We start from the raw sequence: 18208 nt of genomic DNA on the forward strand, positions 1-18208 counted from the left end.
ACGACGCCGCACCCCCGCCCGGGCCACCGCATCCCGCCTGCCGGGCGGTACCTGCTCCCGTGGCACGCCCGGCCCGTCCGGGGGAGGGCGGCAGGGGCCGGGCCGCGGACGGGGAAAGGACCCGCGCGGCGTCGTCGGGGCTTAGTCCTCGAAGAGGATCACCTGGCGCACGGCGCGGCCGTCCGCGAGGCGGTCGAAGCTCTCGTTGACCTCGGACAGGGCCACCCGCTCGGAGATGAGCTCCTCGATGGGCAGCTTCCCCTCGCGCCACAGGTCCAGGTAGACCGGGATGTCCCGGGAGGGCACCGCGGAGCCCAGGTAGGAGCCCACGACGGTGCGTGCCTCGGCGGTCAACCCGAGCGGCGCGATCGTGGAGCGGGCGTCGGGGGAGGGCAGGCCCACGGTCACGGTGGTGCCGCCGGGTGCGGTCGCGGCCACGGCGGTCTCGAAGGCGCGGGGGTGACCCGCGGCCTCCACCACCACGGCGGCACGCACGCCCTTCTCCGCGAGCTCGTCGGGGGAGTAAACGGCCGTGGCGCCCAGCTCCGTGGCGCGGGCCAGCTTCTCCGGGTTCGCGTCCACGCCGATCACCGGCCCCTTCTCCAGGGACAGCGCGGTCAGCAGGGCGGCCATTCCCACCCCGCCCAGACCCACGACCATCACCGTGTCCCCGTCCGCGGGGCGCCCCGCGTTGAGCACGGCCCCGCCGCCGGTGAGCACGGCGCAGCCCACCACGGCGGCGATCTCCGCGGGCACGTCCGCGCCCACGGGAACCACCGACTGGCGGCTCACCACCGCGTGGGACGCGAAGCCCGAGACCCCCACGTGGTGGTGGACGTCCTGCTCCCCGCGGTGCAGCCGCAGCGCAGAACCGGGCAGCACACCGGCGTTGTTCGTCTCCGTCCCGGGGGAGCACGGCAGCTTGCCGTCCGTGGCGCAGTTCTCGCACCGCTCGCACCGGGGGAGGAACACGGTGGTCACCTGGTCCCCGGGGGCCACGTCCGTGACGCCCTCCCCCACGCGCTCCACGATCCCGGAGGCCTCGTGGCCGAGCACCATGGGCAGGGGCCGGGCCCGGTTGCCGTCCACCACGGAGAGGTCCGAGTGGCACACCCCGGCCGCCCGGATCCGGATCAGCAGCTCGCCGGGGCCGGGATCGTCCAGCTCCAGCTCCTGCACGGTCAGCGGGCGGGTCTCGGCGTACGGGCGGGACAGTCCGCTCTGCTCCAGCACGGCGGCGGTGATCTTCACGGCGACTCCTTCGTCACGGGGTGGGGTGGGCCGGGGCGGTCGACGCCGCCCGGGCGGCTCATCGGCGGTTCTGCGCCTCGAGCGCGTCGAGCAGCGCGTCCTCCTCGTCCTCGGCGGTGGGCCCGGAGGAGGCCCGGGTGCGCTTGGGGCGGTAGAGGGACTTGAGGTGGGCCGGCATGTCGTCGGCCATCTGCAGCTGGCGGATCACGAGGGACTCGTCCATGTCCCCGATGTAGGTGCCCTCGGCGTCGTAGTAGGCGGCGAGGCGGCGCTCGACCTCCGCGGCGTACGCGCGGTCCCACTCCTCGTTCTTCACGTGCTGACGGGCGGAGTAGCCGTAGGCCACGAACACCAGGACCGCGAACGCGTACCACTGCATGGAGTAGGACAGGTGCGGGCCGTACGCGACCTCCGGTCGTTCCCCGGCCTGCGGGGTGCCGGGCACCGCCGGGTCCTCGGAGACGAGCTCACTGTAGCCTCCGGTGGCCAGCTGCCCGCCCCACGAGGCGCTCAGGGCCGGCAGGTCGATGGACGCGGCCTGGCCCTCGGGGGCGCCGCGGTCCACGGCGCCCTCCGAGGGGCGCAGCCGGGCGGTGACGGTCACGTCACCGGCGGGTGGAGGCGGCACGGCCGAGGGCATGCCGTTGGCGGAGTTGTCGGTGGGGATCCAGCCGCGGTCCACGGCCACCACGGTGCCGTCGTCCAGGTGCAGGGGCACGAGGACGTCGTAGCCCACCCGGCCGTCGTGCGGACGGTTGCGGACCACCACGGTGTCCTCGGGCGCGTAGGTGCCGCGCAGCCGCACCGGGTGCCAGGTCTTGGCGTCGTCGTAGTCCTCGAACAGGGGGGCGCCCGTGGCCTGGTCGTAGGCCGGGGCGTCGTAGTTCTCGGTGATCTTCGCGTTCTCGGCCACCAGGTGGTCGTTGCGGGACATCTGCCACTGCGCCAGGTACAGGCAGACCACCGCCGCCACGCAGGTCAGGGCGAACCACCCGATCCATGCCGGGGTCTTCAGGAAGCCGTAACGGCGCATCATTCCTCGCGCTCCGTTCCGGCACCGCGGACGACGTCGCCGTGCCCGCCCGGGGTGCGTGCGGCGTCGTCGTGCTGGTGGAAGGGCTCCACCGTCTTCAGGAAGCCGCGCTGGCCCAGGAAGTCCGCGAGGTGCGCGCGGTGCTCGTCGCACGCGAGCCAGACCTTGCGGCGCTCCGGGGTGTGCACGCGGGGGTTGTTCCAGGACAGGCTCCAGGCGGCCGGGGCCCCGCAGCCCCGGCGCGAGCACACGGCCTGCGGCGCCGCCACCGGTTCGTCGGGCGCCGGGGAGTGGGCCGGGCGCTGCGGGTCCAGCGAGCCGAGCAGATCGAGTTCCACCGTGTGACGTTCCTCCAGAGGTTCCTGCGTGGTCGGGCGAGAGGTCGGGCTGCCTCAGTTGCGGCGCGTGGCCGTGGGTCTGTGGGCGGGCAGCTCCCGCTGGGGCCGGTGCACGGTGTACTCCGCGTCCACGACCACGGTGTCGGGAGCGGCGGCCCGGTCCTGGGTCTCCGCCACCGTGGGCAGCTCCACGGCCGCGGGCGGGCGGTAGGCGGAGCCCGGGCGCTCCGAGCGGTCCGCGCCGCGGTTGGCGAGCATCACGGCGAACCAGGGCAGCAGAGCCGCCCCGGCGATCAGCAGGACGCGCACCCAGAGGTTGTCGATGAGCACCGCGCCGATGATGCACACGATGCGCAGGCCCATCTGCACGGAGTACACCTTCATCCGGTGGGCCATGTCCGTGGTGTGCGGATCCGCCGCCGAGGTGATCGAGTGGACCTCGGTGGAGCCGTGCGTCTGGTGCTGGGAACGTGTGATGGGGAACCGGTCCTTCGACGAATCTCCTGGGGATGTTCCGGAGCGCTCACCCTGCCACCGGTGACTGGGAGCGTGCTGACCATTGTGGCACCGTTGCGGACCGGCCCCAAGTGGGGGGAGCCCACCAGGTCAGGCGGCGGTTAGGATGCTGTGACGTCCCGATCCCCCGGGTGCGGTGCCCCGACCGCGCCCGCCCTCCACGGAAGGTTCCACCATGTCTGAACAGAACTCGGCAGCGCGCACCGTGCTCGTCACGGGAGGCAACCGCGGCATCGGCCGGGCCATCGCGGAGACCTTCGTGGCGGCCGGTGACAACGTGGTGGTCACCTCCCGCTCCGGGGAGGACGGCCCCGAGGGCGCCCGCACGGTCAAGGCGGACGTGACCGACTCCGCGTCCGTGGACGCCGCGTTCAAGGAGATCGAGGCCGAGTTCGGTCCCGTGGAGGTGCTCGTGGCCAACGCCGGCATCACCAGGGACGCCCTGCTGGTCCGCATGAAGGAGGCGGACTTCCAGGACGTGGTGGACACCAACCTCACGGGTGCCTTCCGCGTGGTCCAGCGCGCCACCAAGGGCTTCATGCGCCTGAAGAAGGGCCGCGTGATCTTCATCTCCTCCGTGGTGGGCTACACCGGGGCACCCGGCCAGGCGAACTACGCGGCGTCCAAGGCCGGGCTGATCGGCATGGCGCGCGCCATCACCCGCGAGCTCGGATCCCGCGGTGTCACGGCGAACGTGGTGGCCCCCGGATACATCCACACGGCCATGACGGACGAACTGCCCGAGGACGTCACGGACAACTACCTCTCCATGATCCCCGCGGCCCGCTTCGGCCACGTCCAGGAGGTGGCCGGTGCCGTGAAGTACTTGGCCTCGGAGGACGCCGCCTACGTCTCCGGCGCTATCATCCCCGTGGACGGCGGACTCGGCGTGGGGCACTGATCCCGCGCCTGCTGGTCCCGGAACACCCCTTCGAAGGAGAGAACGCATGAGCTCAGTTGCCGGCAAGACCGTGGTCATCACCGGGTCCTCGCGGGGGGTGGGTGCGGACACCGCCAAGATCCTCGCCGGCGAGGGCGCCAACGTGGTGATCAACTACCGCCAGAAGGCCCCGCGGGCCAACAAGATGGTCAAGGAGATCACGGAGGCCGGCGGCCGCGCCATCGCCGTGCAGGCGGACATCACGGACCCCGAGTCCCGCAGCGGACTGTTCCAGGCCGCCGTCTCCGAGTTCGGCGGCGTGGACGTGCTGATCCTCAACGCCTCCGGCGGCATGGAGACGGAGCTGGGGGAGGGCTACGCGCTCAAGCTCAACCGGGACGCGCAGAACGACACCCTGACCGAGGCGCTGGAACTGCTGCCCGAGGGTGGCCGCGTGGTCTTCGTGACGAGCCACCAGGCGCACTTCATCAACGAGGTGGAGACCATGCCCGAGTACGAGGCCGTGGCCCGGTCCAAGCGCGCCGGCGAGGACACCCTCACCGCACGGGTTCCCGAGCTCGCCGAGAAGGGCGTGGACTTCGTGGTGGTCTCCGCGGACATGATCGAGGGCACCGTGACCGCCACCCTGCTCAACCGGGCCCGCCCCGGCGCCCTGGACGAGCGCCGCGCAGCCGCCGGCAAGCTCTACACGGTCAACGAGTTCGCCCACGAGATCGCCGCCATGGTCACCGCGGACGTCGAGTCCGGCCACGTGGAACTCGTGGGCGGCGCCGAGGACTTCCTCGCGCAGGCCGGCAAGTAGCTCACGGCACCCTGGTGCCCCGCCCTGCCGTGGTGGGGCACCGCGCCCGGCTCGAGCCCCGGACGACGCCGCCGCACGCGAGCCCGCGTGCGGCGGCGTCGTCCGCTTCGCGCGATCGTTCCGGTGGACCGGCCCGGACCGTGCGGCTCGAACCGGAGCGCCGGCGCGGTTCGAACGGCCCGCGGAACTGTGGTACGTTTCTTGTCGTTGCCGAGGGCCGCAACGGTTTTTCTCCGGAAGAACGCTGAGGCCCGGACACCTGCGCGGGTGGCGGAATAGGCAGACGCGCTAGCTTGAGGTGCTAGTCCTCGTATTAGAGGGTGGGGGTTCAAGTCCCCCCTCGCGCACGGAGAAGAACCCCGTTCGACCAGTGGTCGAGCGGGGTTCTTTCTGTTTCCGATTCAGCGCCTGCGCGCCCCCGGTCTCAGAGTCCGTTGGCGTCCGCTCCGTGGGCGGCCTGCTCGGGGGTGAACCCCTCGAACGTGAGCTGCTCGATCAGGCTCTGCCGGGAGAACCCGGACATGTCCAGGTACTCCTTGCCCTTCTTGACCGCCTGGGCCATGTAGTCGGGCGCGGCGCTGTCCACGCCGTGGGCGGCCTGCTCGGGGGTGAAGCCCTCGAACTCGAGCTGCTTGATCAGACCCGAGCGGGAGAACGCCGAGAAGGAGAGGTAGTCCTCCGCCTTCTTCACGGCCTGCTCGTTGTAGTCGGTGGACAGCTGGTCCACCGCCGCCGTGGCCTCCTGCGCGGTGAAGCCCTCGAACTCGAGCTGCTCGATCAGACCGGAACGGGAGAACGCCGAGAACGAGAGGTACTCCTGTGCCTTGCGCACCGCGCTGTCCTGGGACACGCTCGTGGAGCGGTGACCGGCCTGGCCTGCCTCGTCGGACGCCCCACCCGACGCCTCGGGGCCCTGCGCCTCGGCCGGCTCGCGGCTCTCCCCGGTGGAGTCCGCCGAGCCGGTCGCGGGGTCCTCCGAGGGCGGTCCGGCAACGCCCACACCGTCGGAGCCCGCGGTACCGGACTCGGCGGTCCCCTCCGTCGTCGCTGCCTCCGCGGCGGGTGCGGCCGGTGCTGCGGACGAGTCCTCCGCGTGTGGTGACGCGGAGCCCGCAGAGGTCGAGGAACTCTGCCAGCCCTGCGGGGCAGCATCCGTGTGGGATGCCCCGCATCCTGTCAGGAGCAGGAGAGCGAGGGCGGTTCCGGAGAGGAGGAGCGAGCGAGAGTGAGGGTGTGCCACGGGGCCACCTTTCGTGGGGTGTGCCGGTCGGGCACGGGACCATTGCATGAGCATGTATTTGCGTTCACACATACTGGCATGGTGCGCGTCACCTGACTGTCCCCTCTAGCGTCGACAGGACGCCGACCAGGCATGGGGAGGTGCAACGGGTGAACCGCCCCGCAACCACCTCCGCAGCGCTGACCATAAGGTCCCTGCCGCGGGGAGTCATGGCACGGTTCCAGGACTCCCGCCGCCGTACGATGAGCGGCAGGCGAGCAGCGGTGCGCAGGCGGCACCGCGGCGTCGTCGTCGGGGCCGGTGCGTGGCGCACGGAGCGGTCGCCCCTGTCCCTGGACCCCCGTGCCACGACCCCGAAGGTGAGACGTGCCGAGCAGCCCCGCCCCCCGACCCGTCGAGCGGGAGCAGGCCACCGCGGGCACACCCCGGGTGACCCGCACCGCGCAGGGCGAGCCCGCGCGGACCCGCCCCGTCCGGAAGGTGCCCGAGCAGGGCGGGCGGCACCGCTGGGTGCGCTGGCTCGTGCCCGTGGCGCTGGTCCTGGTGTGGCTCGGGGTCATGGGGGTGGGCGGGCCCACGTTCGGGAAGATCTCGGAGGTGACCTCCAACTCGCAGGCGGACTTCCTGCCGGTGGACTCCCAGGCCACGCGCGTGCAGGACCGGCTGGGTGAGTTCCAGGACTCGGACGGTGTGCCCGCCATCGTGGTGCTGGAGTCCCCGGAGACCATCACCCCGGCGCAGCAGGGGGAGATCCGCTCGGCGGCCGAGAGCCTGAAGGACGTGCCCGGCGTCCTGGAGGTTTCTCCGCCCATCCCGTCCGAGGACGGCAGGGCCGCGGAGGTCGTGGCGCTCGTGGACTCCGCCGCGGACACGGGGGACACCGTGGAGCAGCTGCGGGACGAGCTCGCGGGGACGACCCCCGAGGGGCTGACCGCGGCCGTGACGGGACCCGCGGGGCGCGTGGCGGACCTCTCCGCGGCCTTCGCGGGCATCGACGGCCTCCTGCTCGGGGTCGCGCTGATCGCGGTGCTCGTGATCCTGGTGGTCGTCTACCGCTCGCCCGTCCTGCCGTTCCTGGTGCTGCTCACGAGCGTCGCGGCGCTGTGCGGGGCGATCCTCGCGGTGTACGCGCTCGCGCAGGACGGGGTGATCGACCTCAGCGGTCAGACGCAGGGCATCATGTCCATCGTGGTGATCGGCGCCGCCACCGACTACGGGCTGCTCTACACGGCCCGGTTCCGGGAGGCGCTGCACCGCACGGACTCCCGCTGGGAGGCCACCCGCACCGCGTGGAAGGGCACGGTTCCCGCCGTGCTGGCCTCCGGCACCACCGTGGTCGCGGGGCTGCTGTGCCTGCTGTTCTCCCAGCTGACCTCCAACCGCGGTGTGGGCCCGGCCACGGCGCTCGGGGTCGTCTTCGCGGTGCTCGCCGGGCTCACTCTGCTGCCCGCCCTGCTCGCGATCTTCGGACGGGTGGCCCTGTGGCCGCGCACGCCCCGGGTCACGGAGAACCCCGAGAGCCACGAGCAGGCCGTGAACCCCGAGGAGCACAAGGGCCTGTGGCCCGCCGTGGCCCGCCTGGTGGATCGCCGCTCCCGCGCGGTGTGGATCGTGTGCACCGTGCTGCTCGGTGGCGCCGCACTCGGAGCCACCCAGCTGGACGCCGGTGGCGTGCCGCAGTCGGACTTCGTGCTCGGGAAGTCCGAGGCCCGGGACGGCCTCGCCACCATCGAACGCCACTTCCCGGGCGGCTCCGGGGATCCCGTCTACGTGCTTGCACCGCGCCAGGACGCCCAGGAGGTGGCCCGCACGCTCGCGGAGCAGGACGACGTCGCCACGGTCGCCTTCACCGCGAAGGACTCTCCCAGCGGCACGCTCCCGTACCCCGCACCGCAGGCCGGTCCGTTCGCGGGGGTGGAGCCCACGGACAGCAACGGGGACGTGCTCCTGCAGGCCACCCTCACCCACGCCTCCGACTCCGAGGAGGCCCAGGAGACCGTCCAGCGGCTGCGGGCGGAACTGGCCCCCGTCTCCCCGGACGCCGCGGTGGGCGGCACCACCGCCGTGCAGGTGGACACCGTGGCCGCCTCCGAGCACGACCGTGCCCTGATCATCCCCCTGATCCTCGTGGTCATCCTGGTGATCCTCATGGTCCTGTTGCGCAGCATCCTGATGCCCGTGCTGCTGATCCTCACCACGGTGCTCTCCTTCGGCGCCGCCCTGGGTCTGGCCACCGGGGTGTTCCAGCTCGCCGGGATCAACCAGGCGGATCCCACCGTGCCCCTGTTCAGCTTCGTGTTCCTCGTGGCCCTGGGAATCGACTACAACATCTTCCTCATGAGCCGTGTGCGGGAGGAGGTCACCACGGTCGGCCACCGCGCCGGAGTCCTCGCCGGGCTCGTCACCACCGGCGGTGTGATCACCTCCGCCGGCATCGTCCTCGCCGCCACCTTCGCGGCGCTCGCGGTGCTGCCCATCCTGTTCCTGGTGCAGCTCGCGGTGATCGTGGTGATCGGTGTGCTGCTGGACACCATCCTGGTCCGGTCCCTGCTCGTGCCGGCCCTCGCACTGGACATCGGGCCGCGCTCGTGGTGGCCCTCCCGGGTGGGGACACCCGGTCGGCACCGCGCCGGGGGAGGCGCGCAGAGGTGAGGGCAGGTCCCCGCGGTCTTTGTGCGTGCGGCGCGGGGGCCGATACACTGCCGCCATGTCCCCACACCGCGCCGTTGTCGCCTTTGCCGTGTCCCCGGACGAGGAGGCCACCCGGGCCGTCCTGGACCTCGTGGAGCGGGCGGGCGCCGTGGTGGAGTCCCACAACTGGGTGCGGGTCACCGGCACGGCCTCGGACGACCAGGCCGCGGACGTGGAGGGCTACAACGCCCTGACCGTCCACGTGGAGACCGAGGACCTGCCCCGGCTGCGCCGGCAGCTGCGCCCGGATCCCCTGCAGCAGGTGATTCCCGGCATGGACCTCAACGCCGTGGACGCCCGCTGGATGGACCACCAGCGGCGCAAGCTGGTGGTCCTGGACGTGGACTCCACGCTGATCCGCCACGAGGTCATCGAGCTGCTCGCCGCGCACGCGGGGCGCGAGGCGGAGGTCGCCGCGGTCACGGACCGGGCAATGCGCGGGGAGATCGACTTCGAGGAGTCCCTCCGTGAGCGCGTGGCAGTGCTCGAGGGCCTGCCGGCCACCGTGGTCGACGACGTCGTGGACGCCGTGCGGCTCTCGCCGGGGGCCCAGACCCTCGTACGCACCCTGCTGCGTGAGGGCCACGCGGTGGCCGCCGTCTCGGGCGGCTTCCAGCAGGTGCTCGAGCCCCTCGCCGCCTCCCTGGACCTCACCCGGGCGGCCGCCAACACCCTGGAGATCGTGGACGGTCGGCTCACGGGCCGGGTGACCGGCCGCGTCGTGGACCGCGCGGCCAAGGCGGAGCTCGCCACGGGGTGGGCGGCCGAGCTCGGCGTGGCCCCGCAGGACGTGATGGTCGTGGGGGACGGCGCCAACGACATCGACCTCGCCCGCGTGGCCGGTCTCTCGGTGGCGTACCGCGCAAAGCCCGCGCTGCGCGAGGTGGCGGACACCCAGCTGTCCATCCCCAACCTGGACGCGCTGCGCTTCTTGATGGGGCTGTGACCGCCCGGATCCCCGCGCGCACGACGCCCCGATCCCTCACCACCTCGCGCGCCCCCGGCGTCCCCGGGCACGGTGCGCCGCAGCGGGAACGGACCCCCGCGGGGCACTAGAGTTGCCGTCATGAGTTCAGTGCTGGAATTGGTGGACGTCACGGTGGTGCGCGGGGAGAAGACCCTGCTGGATGACGTGAACTGGACGGTGCGGGACGGCGAGCGCTGGGTGATCCTGGGCCCCAACGGCGCGGGCAAGTCCACGCTGCTGTCGATCGCGGCCGCCCGCATGCACCCCACCCGGGGGATGGTGGACATCCTGGACGAGATCCTGGGTGCGGTGGACGTCTTCGAGCTGCGCCCGCGCATCGGTGTCAGCTCCGCTCCGCTCGCGGGCCAGATCCCGCACGCCGAGTCCGTGGCGAACGTGGTGCTCACGGCCGCGTACGGCGTCACCGGCCGGTGGCGCGAGGAGTACGACGACGCCGACGTCCAGCGCGCCGAGGAGCTCCTGGACGCGTGGGGCCTCTCGGAACTGAGGGACCGCAGGTACGGCACCCTGTCCGAGGGGGAGCGCAAGCGCGTGCTGATCGCCCGGGCCCTGATGACGGATCCGGAGCTGCTGCTGCTGGACGAGCCCGCTGCGGGCCTGGACGTGGGCGGGCGCGAGAAGCTCGTGCAGCGCCTGGACGAGCTCGCCCGGGACGAGGCCTCCCCGGCCATGGTCATGGTCACCCACCACCTCGAGGAGGTCCCTGACGGCTTCACGCACGCGCTGCTGCTGCGCGAGGGGCGGATCGTGGCCGCGGGGCCGGTGGGCCGGGTGATGACCCAGAAGAACCTCTCCGAGACGTTCGACATGCCCTTGAAGCTCGTGAAGGTCGCGGACCGCTACGCCGCGTTCGCCCGCTGAGCCGCCCGCATGATCGCGCTGTCCTCGGCCGTGCCCGCCCAGGTCTTCGGTGCCGGGGGCGCCGTGGGATTCGAGTGGTGGCAGGTTCTGCTCATCCTGGTGGCCGGGCTGTGGGCCGGCACCATCAACACCATCGTCGGGTCCGGAACCCTGGTGACCTTCCCCGTGCTCGTGACCATGGGCGTCCCCCCGGTCACGGCGTCCATGTCCAACGCGATGGGCCTGATCGCAGGCAACCTCACGGGCGCGTGGAGCTACCGCAGCGAGCTGCGCGGTCTGCGGCGCACGCTACTCAAGCTGCTGCCGTGCTCGGTCGCGGGCGGCGTGATCGGCGCCGCTCTGCTGCTGCACCTGCCCGAAGAGGTCTTCGAGGTGGTCGCCCCGGTCCTGATCGTGGTCGCGCTGGCCTTCGTGGTGTTCCAGCCGCGGCTGCAGGCCGTGGTGCGCGCCCGCAAGGAGCGCCAGGGCCCCTCCCCGGCCACGGCGGCCGACGACGCCGTCCCCGGCGAAGCGGGCGTGGCGGCGTCGTCCCCGCAGGTGGACGGTTCGAAGCAGCCTGCCATCCTGTACGTGCTCGTGTTCCTCGCCGGGATCTACGGCGGGTACTTCGTGGCGGCGCAGGGCGTGCTGCTCGTGGGCATCCTGGGTGTGTTCCTGCTCGCACCGCTGCAGTCCGCGAACGCCGTGAAGAACGCGCTCGTGGCGGCCGTCAACATCGTGGCGGCCCTCTCCTACGTGCTGCTCGCGTTCGACCGCATCAACTGGTGGGTCGTGCTGCTCATCGCCCTGAGCTCCACGGTGGGCTCGTGGCTGGGGGCGAAGATCGGCAAGAAGATGTCCCCGGTGGCGCTGCGCACCGTGATCGTGGTCCTGGGCCTGGTGGCGCTGGCGAACATGGTCTCCAAGCTGCTCTGAGCGCTGCCCGCAGGCCGGTACCGTGGCTCGACCTCGGTGCCGCCGGCACCGGCGCCGGACACCCGCTCCCTTCCACCCCGTCCCTCCACCCCAGGACCATCCCGTGACCTCACCCGCACCGCTGTCCGGGCGCATCGTGCGCCTCACCGATCCCGCCGACCCTCGCGTGGCCGACTACACGAGCCTCACGGACGTGTCCCTGCGCCGGAAGCTCGAACCCGAGCGCGGGCTGTACCTGGCGGAGTCCTCCAAGGTGCTGCGCCGTGCCCTGGACGCCGGGCACCGCCCACGCTCGTTCTTCATGGCCGAGAAGTGGCTCGACGGCCTCGCGGACGTGCTGGAGCGTTTCGACGTGCCCGTGTACGTGGGCTCGGACGACGTGCTCGAGCGGATCACCGGCTTCCACCTGCACCGCGGCGCCATGGCGGCCATGCACCGGCCGGATCCGCTGGACCTGGACGAGGTGCTCGCGGCGTCCCGCCGGGTGGCGGTCCTGGAGGACATCGTGGACCACACGAACGTGGGGGCGATCTTCCGCTCCGCCGCCGCTCTGGACGTCGATGCCGTGCTCGTCACCCCGCGCTGCGCGGACCCGCTCTACCGGCGTGCGGTGCGGGTGTCCATGGGCACGGTGTTCCAAGTCCCGTGGGTGCGCCTGGAGCACTGGACCGCGGACCTGCAACGGGTGAAGGACGCCGGGTTCCTCACCGCCGCACTGGCCCTGAGCGAGGACGCCGTGACCGTGGACGCGCTGGCCCAGGAGCAGCCGGAGAAGCTCGCCCTGATCCTGGGCACCGAGGGCCAGGGGCTGGGCGCGGCCACCCTGCACCGCGCGGACCGCCACGTGGTGATCCCCATGAGCCACGGGGTGGACTCCCTGAACGTGGCCGCGGCGAGCGCCGTGGCGTTCTGGGAGACGCGCCCGCGCTGAAGCGCGCCCGCCCTGCAAGGGGACGCCCCGTGGCTGCTCCGGGCAAGGACGGGCTCTGTCGGGTCGATGTCCGTTGGGACGGGTGCTCCCGCGGGCAGGGCCGCCCCCGCGGGAGGGCGGGCGCGGCGGCGTCGTCCGGTGCGTGCGAATGCCGAAGGGCGGCTCCCCGCACGGGGAGCCGCCCTTCGGCGTGTCAGCGGGCGTTCTGGCCCGTGAGAGCACTCAGCGCGTGGTCCACACCCCGCGCTGGGAGGTCCAGTGGGCGGTCACGCCGTTGGAGAACTTCTGCTGGACCTCTCCACCGGAGCGGTACTCCTCGGTGGTGGGCCAGCCCCAGCCCTTCTCGTAGCCCGCGCGCTTCCACGCGCCGCCGATGGCCCCGGTCTCCTTGACCGCGTGGGCGCCGGTGGCGGGGCTCCACAGCACCTTGGTCACCGACGCACCCTTGCGGTGGACCTGGTAGGCCCCGCCCTTGACCCGCATCTCATCTGTGCTGGGGAAGCCGTAGCCGCGCTCCCGGCCTCCGGAGATGAACTTCTTGCCCACCACGGTGCCGTTCTCCACGATGTGCGCCCCGGTGCTGCGGTGCCAGTAGATGGTGACCTTTCGGCCGTTCTTCACGAACTCCTGGTAGCGACCGCCGTCGGCGGCGTTCGCCTCGTTCATCACGGGGTTGCCCCACCTGGCGGCGCCGCCGGTGGCTCGCCAGGCGGCGCCGATGCCGCCGGAGGCGCTGAAGCTCGTGGGCGCCACCGCACGCACGGCGGCTGCGGGGTTCAGGTTGAGGGAGCCCAGCCGCCCGCTCGCGGTGGACGTGAGGATCTGCTCCACCCGCGCGGGGGTGATCGCCGGGTCCCGCTGCTTCATGAGCGCCACGGTCCCGGAGACCAGCGGAGTGGCCATGGAGGTGCCGTACATGTTGCCGTAGGTGGCACCGGCGGGCCGGGTGGTCCCGGCGTTGACGGTGGAGAGCATGGGGAACTGTCCGGTCCCACCGGGCGCCAGGACATCCACCACGGCACCCGTGTTGGAGTAGCCCGCGGTGTTGCCGTTGTTGTCCGAGGCACCCACCACGATGGTGTTCTCGCAGTTCGCCGGTGCGGTCCCGCCCGCGTTGACGGCGGAGTTCCCGGCGGCCACCACCACGGGAACCCTGCGGTTCACGGCCGTGTTGATGGCGTTCTGCATGGTCCAGCCGCACTCGCCGGGGTAGTTCAGGGACAGGTTGACCACGCTGGACGGTTTCGGGTTCGCGGGCTGACCGTCGACGGGAGCTCCCGCGGCCCAGGCAACGCCGTCGGCGATGTCCGAGACCCAGCCGTTGGTGCACTTGCCGAGCACGCGCACGGGCTGGATCTTCGCCCCCGGGGCCGCACCGGAGATCCCGGCGCCGTTCTGGGTGACGCCCGCCGCGAGCCCGGCCACGTGCGTGCCGTGCCAGGACGAGGGGCGGGCGGCGGGGGAGCACTCCCCGGCGCCGCTCCAGTCGCCCTCGTCCTGGGGATTGGCGTCCCGGTAGTTGCCGTCCCGGGAGAGGTCCGTGTCGTTGATGAAGTCCCGCCCGGGGACCACCTTGGAGTTCAGGTCCCCGTGGGAGGTGATGCCGGTGTCCAGCACCGCGATGGTCTGGCCGTTGCCGCGGGAGAGGTCCCACGCGCTCGTGAAGTCCACACCACCCTGGTTGGGCCACAGGCTCCACTGGAAGTTCGTGTAGGTGTCGTTGGGCACCCAGGAGGTGGTGGCGAGCCGGTCCGCCTCCGCGTACTCCACCGCCGGGTCCGCCTGGATCTCGGAGAGCACCTTCTTCTGCTCGCCCTCGTCCAGCTCACGGTCCAGCTTGATCACGTCCGCCTGCCCCGCGGTGGTCTTCACGTGCTCGGTGGCCTCCGGGGCGCGGGCCCCGTCCAGGGCGTCCTCCGCGGCGGTCTCCACCACCTTCTCCTTGGTGGTCTCGGGCGCCGCGGTGTCCTTGAACTTCACGATCACCCGGTCGGTCTCCGTGGGCGGGTCCGAGGGGACCGTGGTCGCGGGCGTGTCGGGCGCCGCCTCCGCGGGCGCGGCGGCGGCAGGCTGCGCCGTGAGCACCAGGGCCGTCGTCACGGCCAGGGGCAGGCAGGACCTGCGGACGACGGCGCCCAGCACGTTCCGGGGCCGCGCCGCGGCGGCGTCGTGGGCCGGTGCCGCGAGGGACATCGACCCGGAGGAAACGGAGCTGGACGGAACGGGGGGAGTATGGCGCGCGCAGCGCGTGCGGGAACGTCGCAGTGTCATGGAGGGGGGGACCTTTCGTGGCCACGGCACGGGATCAGGGGGTGTGCCGGGGCCTGGGGGGGGGAACAAGAGCCAGTCTCATCCTAGGGGCAAGATCACGAAACGGTGACGGTCTGCGGGCAGGTGTCGCCAACCGGGCGGGTGGAGCGGGCTCGTGGCCCGTCCCGCGGGGGCGGTGCCCGCAACGGCGACTCCGGGCTCGGCGCCGGGCCCTGCACCGGTTCCGAGCGTCCCGCCCACCAGCCAGCGTCCACCAGCCACCGTCCACCGGCCGGCGAGGCCCGGGCACGAGAAACGCCCGGCCCACCGTGAGGGTGGACCGGGCGTGACGGGAAGAGCCGGTGCTACTTGGAGGACTTCCCGAAGTTCGCGAAACGCTGGTTGAAGCGCTCCACGCGGCCGGCGGAGTCCATGATGCGCTGCTTGCCCGTGTAGAACGGGTGGGACTCGGAGGAGATCTCGACCTCGATGATCGGGTACTCGTTGCCGTCCTCCCACGTCTCCGTCTTGGAGGAGGTGGCGGTAGAACGAGTGAGCACGACCTTGCCGGAGGCGAGGTCGCGGAAGAGGACCGGGTGGTAGTCCGGGTGGATGTCAGCCTTCATGGTGTCAACCTTCTGTAGGTGCCTGGATTTTGCCAGGCACGGCGTTGCTCGGATGCGGTGCACCCAGAAGTGGGCACACCAACGCACCATGATACGCCCCGGCGCCCTGCAGGTCGACCGGGGACGCGGCCCCACCTCGACCGCGCCGTGCTTACCATCGAGGTGGCACAGGACCGGGGCGGCGTCGTCGGGCCGTTCGGCTCCCCGCACGGGAGCAGCACACAGCCTCGGGCGCCGCCCGTTCCAGCCGAGACGGCCCAGAACGGGCGGGACCGGCCCGGAGCAGCGACGACAGACGGAGGACAGCACATGAGCACGGCACGCGCACACGGCGAGTACAAGGTCCCCGGCGGAAAACTGGTGGTCGCGGACCTGACCGTGGTCGGTCACCACCTCACGGACGTGTCCGTCAACGGGGACTTCTTCCTGGAACCCGACGAGGCGCTCGCCGACCTCAACGGCGCGCTGACCGGTGTGCACGAGGACACGGCCCCCTCCGAGCTGGTGGCCCGCCTGGAGGCGGCGCTGCCGCAGGACGCGGTCATGTTCGGCTTCGACGCCCGCGCCGTGGCCACCGCGGTCCGCCGCGCGCTGGGCCGTGCCACGGGGTGGGCGGACCACGAGTGGGAGGTGGTCCCGGCGACGGTGCGCCCCACGCTGGAGAACCTGGCGCTGGACGAGGTGCTGGCCCGTGAGGTGGGCGCCGGGCACCGGCCGCCCACGCTGCGCTTCTGGGACTGGGACGAGCCCGCCGTGGTGATCGGCTCCTTCCAGTCCGTGGGCAACGAGGTGGATCCCGAGGGCGCGCGCCGCCACGGGGTGCAGGTGGTGCGGCGCGTGTCCGGGGGCGGGGCCATGTTCATGGAGGCCGGCAACTGCATCACGTACTCCCTGTACCTGCCGCAGACCCTCGTGGACGGAATGAGCTACGCGGAGTCCTACCCGTTCCTGGACGCGTGGGTCATGCAGGGCTTCGCGGAGCTGGGCGTTGAGGCGTTCTACGTGCCGCTCAACGACATCGCCACCCCGCAGGGCAAGATCGGCGGGGCCGCGCAGAAGCGGTTCGCGAACGGCGGGATGGTCCACCACGTGACCATGAGCTACGACATCGACGCCGAGAAGATGACCGAGGTGCTGCGGATCGGCAAGGAGAAGATCTCGGACAAGGGGATCCGCTCGGCCAAGAAGCGGGTGGATCCGCTGCGGCGCCAGACGGGCATGGCCCGGGAGGACGTCATGGCCGCGCTGACGAGGACGTTCACGGACCGCTACGGGGCCCGGCTTGGTAAGGTCACGGACAGCGAGCTCGCTGCGGCCAGGGACCTGGTGGAGCACAAGTTCGGAACGGACGAGTGGACCCACCGCGTGCCCTAGGTACCATGTGCGAAAGCAATCAGCGGTTCGCCGACTCCGTCCCACGCCCGGGTGCGCACCGGTGGACCCGGGCACACGGCGGAGTCGCCGTGCGGCCGCGGCCGCGCTGTCCGTCATCCCCCCAGCCCCGGAGTGCCACGTGTCCATGGACCAGAACGAGTTCGACCGCGAGTACGAGGCAGAGCAGCCCAGACCCCGGAGGAAGAAGCTCACCGGGCGCAACATCATCCTGGTCCTGCTCTCGCTCCTGGTGGTCGTGGCTGTGGTGGCAGGGGTGTTCGTGTGGAACATCGGCCGCAACTTCGACAACGGCGCCCAGAACCTGCAGAACGCGTTCCCGGAAGAGGCCGGGCGCCCCGCCAAGGGCTCGGCGGAGGACAGTGGCACCACCGTCCTGCTGCTGGGTTCCGACAAGCGCCCCGATGGTGTGGACCCGGGAGTCACGGGCTCCCGCGCGGACTCCGTCATGCTGCTGCACATCCCCGCAGACGGAGGGCAGATGTACGTGATGTCCATCATGCGCGACACCTGGGTCAACATTCCCGGGGTGGGTGAGGCCAAGATCAACGCGGCCCTGGACCAGGGCGGGATGCCCACCATGGTGAGCACCATCGAGGAGAACTTCGACACCCGCGTGGACGAGGTGGCCCTGGTGGACTTCGCCGGCTTCGAGGGGCTCACCAACGCCCTCGGCGGGGTCACGGTGGACGTTCCCGTGGCCTTCACCACCCGTGAGGGCAAGCACTACGAGGCCGGGCCCCAGAAGATGGACGGGGAGCAGGCCCTCACGTTCGTGCGCGAGCGCTACGCGTTCCAGGACGGGGACTACCAGCGGGTGCGCAACCAGCGGGCGTACCTCGAGGGTTTGATCGACGAACTGGTCAGCGCGGGCACCCTGACCAACCCGGTGAAGCTCAACGAGGTGGTCAAGACCATCTCCCCGTACCTCACGGTCAGTGACGGCCTCACCGCCGGGTGGATCGCCCAGCAGGCCCCGAAGCTCGTGGGCCTGGGCAGCAGCGACATCCACATGTTCACCGTGCCCAACAAGGGCGTGGGGACCTCCGCGGACGGGCAGTCCATCATCGTGGCGGACGAGGCGGCCATGAAGGAGATCGGCAAGGCCATCTCCGACGGCACCCTGGACCAGTACGCGAAGAAGGCCGCCCGGCAGAATTAGGTGTATGAGGTCATGATGTTGGCCACTCGGGTGCGGACCTCGGTGGCCGGGGGCTGATCAGAACACGCGGTCTGGGGCCGATGATAGTTGTCGTGGTTCACCCGGACCCCGATCGCGTTCCGGTGGGCGTGCTCACTGTCATAGACTCGGGCGATTCGCGTCTCCCGCTGGTCGGGGTGAAGCGCCCTGGGTTGCGTTCCGTGGTCATGACGCAACGGGTGGAGCAGAGCCCCCAAGCGCAGGTGGGTGCAGGCCTGCTCGGGTGGCGCGTTACCTGGGCCCCGTGGCGCGGTCAGTAGCGCGACACCGCC

General features: G+C 71.7%; 16 protein-coding genes and 1 tRNA gene. 10 read left to right on the forward strand and 7 right to left on the reverse strand.

From position 1 onward, the window contains the following. Window positions 1-141: 141 nt before the first annotated feature. Genes EAE32_RS07370 through EAE32_RS07385 form a run of 4 tightly spaced genes read right to left on the reverse strand, consistent with a single transcriptional unit; the run spans window position 142 to window position 3099 of the window. Window positions 142-1251, reverse strand: coding sequence for an alcohol dehydrogenase catalytic domain-containing protein (locus tag EAE32_RS07370; RefSeq protein ID WP_121864623.1), 1110 nt, complete (start codon window positions 1249-1251; stop codon window positions 142-144). 58 nt (window positions 1252-1309) lie between these two features. Further along, on the reverse strand, window positions 1310-2287 hold the full coding sequence (locus tag EAE32_RS07375; protein ID WP_243635619.1) for an SURF1 family cytochrome oxidase biogenesis protein: 978 nt from the start codon (window positions 2285-2287) through the stop codon (window positions 1310-1312). After that, window positions 2284-2622, reverse strand: a complete 339-nt coding sequence (locus tag EAE32_RS12010) for a hypothetical protein (protein WP_338067541.1) — start codon at window positions 2620-2622, stop codon at window positions 2284-2286. Before EAE32_RS12010 ends, EAE32_RS07375 begins: the two co-directional genes overlap by 4 nt. A 54-nt stretch (window positions 2623-2676) precedes the next feature. Further along, window positions 2677-3099: a DUF3099 domain-containing protein gene (locus tag EAE32_RS07385; protein ID WP_121864625.1), complete on the reverse strand. Its 423-nt coding sequence runs from the start codon at window positions 3097-3099 to the stop codon at window positions 2677-2679. A 214-nt stretch (window positions 3100-3313) separates the two neighbouring features. Here EAE32_RS07385 and EAE32_RS07390 point away from each other — a divergent pair, with 214 nt between their 5' ends. The 3 genes from EAE32_RS07390 (at window position 3314) to EAE32_RS07400 (ending at window position 5188) form a co-directional block, all read left to right on the forward strand. After that, window positions 3314-4039, forward strand: coding sequence for a beta-ketoacyl-ACP reductase (locus EAE32_RS07390; protein ID WP_121846552.1), 726 nt, complete (start codon window positions 3314-3316; stop codon window positions 4037-4039). A 46-nt stretch (window positions 4040-4085) separates the two neighbouring features. Beyond that, complete coding sequence (locus EAE32_RS07395) at window positions 4086-4841, forward strand: SDR family oxidoreductase (RefSeq protein ID WP_121864626.1); 756 nt, start codon at window positions 4086-4088, stop codon at window positions 4839-4841. 261 nt (window positions 4842-5102) lie between these two features. Continuing rightward, window positions 5103-5188: transfer RNA gene (locus tag EAE32_RS07400), tRNA-Leu, on the forward strand. Window positions 5189-5265: 77 nt separating this feature from the next. Here EAE32_RS07400 and EAE32_RS07405 read toward each other — a convergent pair. After that, window positions 5266-6081, reverse strand: coding sequence for an Ltp family lipoprotein (locus tag EAE32_RS07405; protein ID WP_243635621.1), 816 nt, complete (start codon window positions 6079-6081; stop codon window positions 5266-5268). A gap of 366 nt (window positions 6082-6447) precedes the next feature. Here EAE32_RS07405 and EAE32_RS07410 point away from each other — a divergent pair, with 366 nt between their 5' ends. The 5 genes from EAE32_RS07410 (at window position 6448) to EAE32_RS07430 (ending at window position 12467) form a co-directional block, all read left to right on the forward strand. Then, window positions 6448-8733 carry an MMPL family transporter gene (locus tag EAE32_RS07410; RefSeq protein WP_341537797.1) on the forward strand — a complete coding sequence of 762 codons (2286 nt, stop codon included), beginning with the start codon at window positions 6448-6450 and terminating at the stop codon, window positions 8731-8733. A 55-nt stretch (window positions 8734-8788) separates the two neighbouring features. Further along, the gene (gene serB / locus EAE32_RS07415) at window positions 8789-9718 is read left to right on the forward strand and encodes a phosphoserine phosphatase SerB (protein ID WP_121864627.1); all 930 of its coding nucleotides are present in this window, start codon (window positions 8789-8791) and stop codon (window positions 9716-9718) included. A gap of 120 nt (window positions 9719-9838) precedes the next feature. Then, complete coding sequence (locus tag EAE32_RS07420; RefSeq protein ID WP_121864628.1) at window positions 9839-10621, forward strand: ABC transporter ATP-binding protein; 783 nt, start codon at window positions 9839-9841, stop codon at window positions 10619-10621. Between the two features lie 9 nt (window positions 10622-10630). Continuing rightward, window positions 10631-11536, forward strand: a complete 906-nt coding sequence (locus tag EAE32_RS07425; RefSeq protein WP_121846783.1) for a sulfite exporter TauE/SafE family protein — start codon at window positions 10631-10633, stop codon at window positions 11534-11536. 103 nt (window positions 11537-11639) lie between these two features. Then, a complete protein-coding gene (locus EAE32_RS07430; protein WP_121864629.1) occupies window positions 11640-12467 on the forward strand; it encodes a TrmH family RNA methyltransferase in 828 nt (275 codons plus the stop codon). A 222-nt stretch (window positions 12468-12689) separates the two neighbouring features. Here the strand turns inward: EAE32_RS07430 and EAE32_RS07435 are convergent, their stop codons facing one another. Both EAE32_RS07435 and EAE32_RS07440 read right to left on the reverse strand, forming a co-directional pair. Beyond that, on the reverse strand, window positions 12690-14660 hold the full coding sequence (locus EAE32_RS07435; protein WP_243635622.1) for a S8 family serine peptidase: 1971 nt from the start codon (window positions 14658-14660) through the stop codon (window positions 12690-12692). Window positions 14661-15082: 422 nt separating this feature from the next. Continuing rightward, window positions 15083-15343, reverse strand: coding sequence for a type B 50S ribosomal protein L31 (locus EAE32_RS07440; protein ID WP_055083062.1), 261 nt, complete (start codon window positions 15341-15343; stop codon window positions 15083-15085). Window positions 15344-15652: 309 nt separating this feature from the next. Between EAE32_RS07440 and lplAB the strand changes: the two genes are divergently transcribed. Next, window positions 15653-16717, forward strand: a complete 1065-nt coding sequence (gene lplAB, locus EAE32_RS07445; RefSeq protein ID WP_121864631.1) for a lipoate-protein ligase LplAB — start codon at window positions 15653-15655, stop codon at window positions 16715-16717. A 145-nt stretch (window positions 16718-16862) separates the two neighbouring features. Further along, entirely contained in the window at window positions 16863-17897 is a 1035-nt protein-coding gene (locus EAE32_RS07450; RefSeq protein WP_121864842.1) for an LCP family protein, read from the forward strand. Window positions 17898-18208: the final 311 nt, after the last annotated feature.

This window comes from Kocuria tytonicola, from assembly GCF_003687175.1.
Taxonomy (GTDB): Bacteria; Actinomycetota; Actinomycetes; order Actinomycetales; family Micrococcaceae; genus Kocuria; species Kocuria tytonicola.

What these genes read in the sequence shown, in the direction of transcription:
- EAE32_RS07435 (WP_243635622.1), bottom strand. Translation starts at nt 14,660, where the DNA reads ATGTCCCTCGCGGCACCGGCCCACGACGCCGCCGCGGCGCGGCCCCGG.
- EAE32_RS07425 (WP_121846783.1), top strand. Translation starts at nt 10,631, where the DNA reads ATGATCGCGCTGTCCTCGGCCGTGCCCGCCCAGGTCTTCGGTGCCGGG.
- EAE32_RS07440 (WP_055083062.1), bottom strand. Translation starts at nt 15,343, where the DNA reads ATGAAGGCTGACATCCACCCGGACTACCACCCGGTCCTCTTCCGCGAC.
- EAE32_RS07375 (WP_243635619.1), bottom strand. Translation starts at nt 2,287, where the DNA reads ATGATGCGCCGTTACGGCTTCCTGAAGACCCCGGCATGGATCGGGTGG.
- lplAB (WP_121864631.1), top strand. Translation starts at nt 15,653, where the DNA reads ATGAGCACGGCACGCGCACACGGCGAGTACAAGGTCCCCGGCGGAAAA.
- EAE32_RS07450 (WP_121864842.1), top strand. Translation starts at nt 16,863, where the DNA reads ATGGACCAGAACGAGTTCGACCGCGAGTACGAGGCAGAGCAGCCCAGA.
- EAE32_RS07395 (WP_121864626.1), top strand. Translation starts at nt 4,086, where the DNA reads ATGAGCTCAGTTGCCGGCAAGACCGTGGTCATCACCGGGTCCTCGCGG.
- EAE32_RS07390 (WP_121846552.1), top strand. Translation starts at nt 3,314, where the DNA reads ATGTCTGAACAGAACTCGGCAGCGCGCACCGTGCTCGTCACGGGAGGC.
- EAE32_RS07420 (WP_121864628.1), top strand. Translation starts at nt 9,839, where the DNA reads ATGAGTTCAGTGCTGGAATTGGTGGACGTCACGGTGGTGCGCGGGGAG.
- serB (WP_121864627.1), top strand. Translation starts at nt 8,789, where the DNA reads ATGTCCCCACACCGCGCCGTTGTCGCCTTTGCCGTGTCCCCGGACGAG.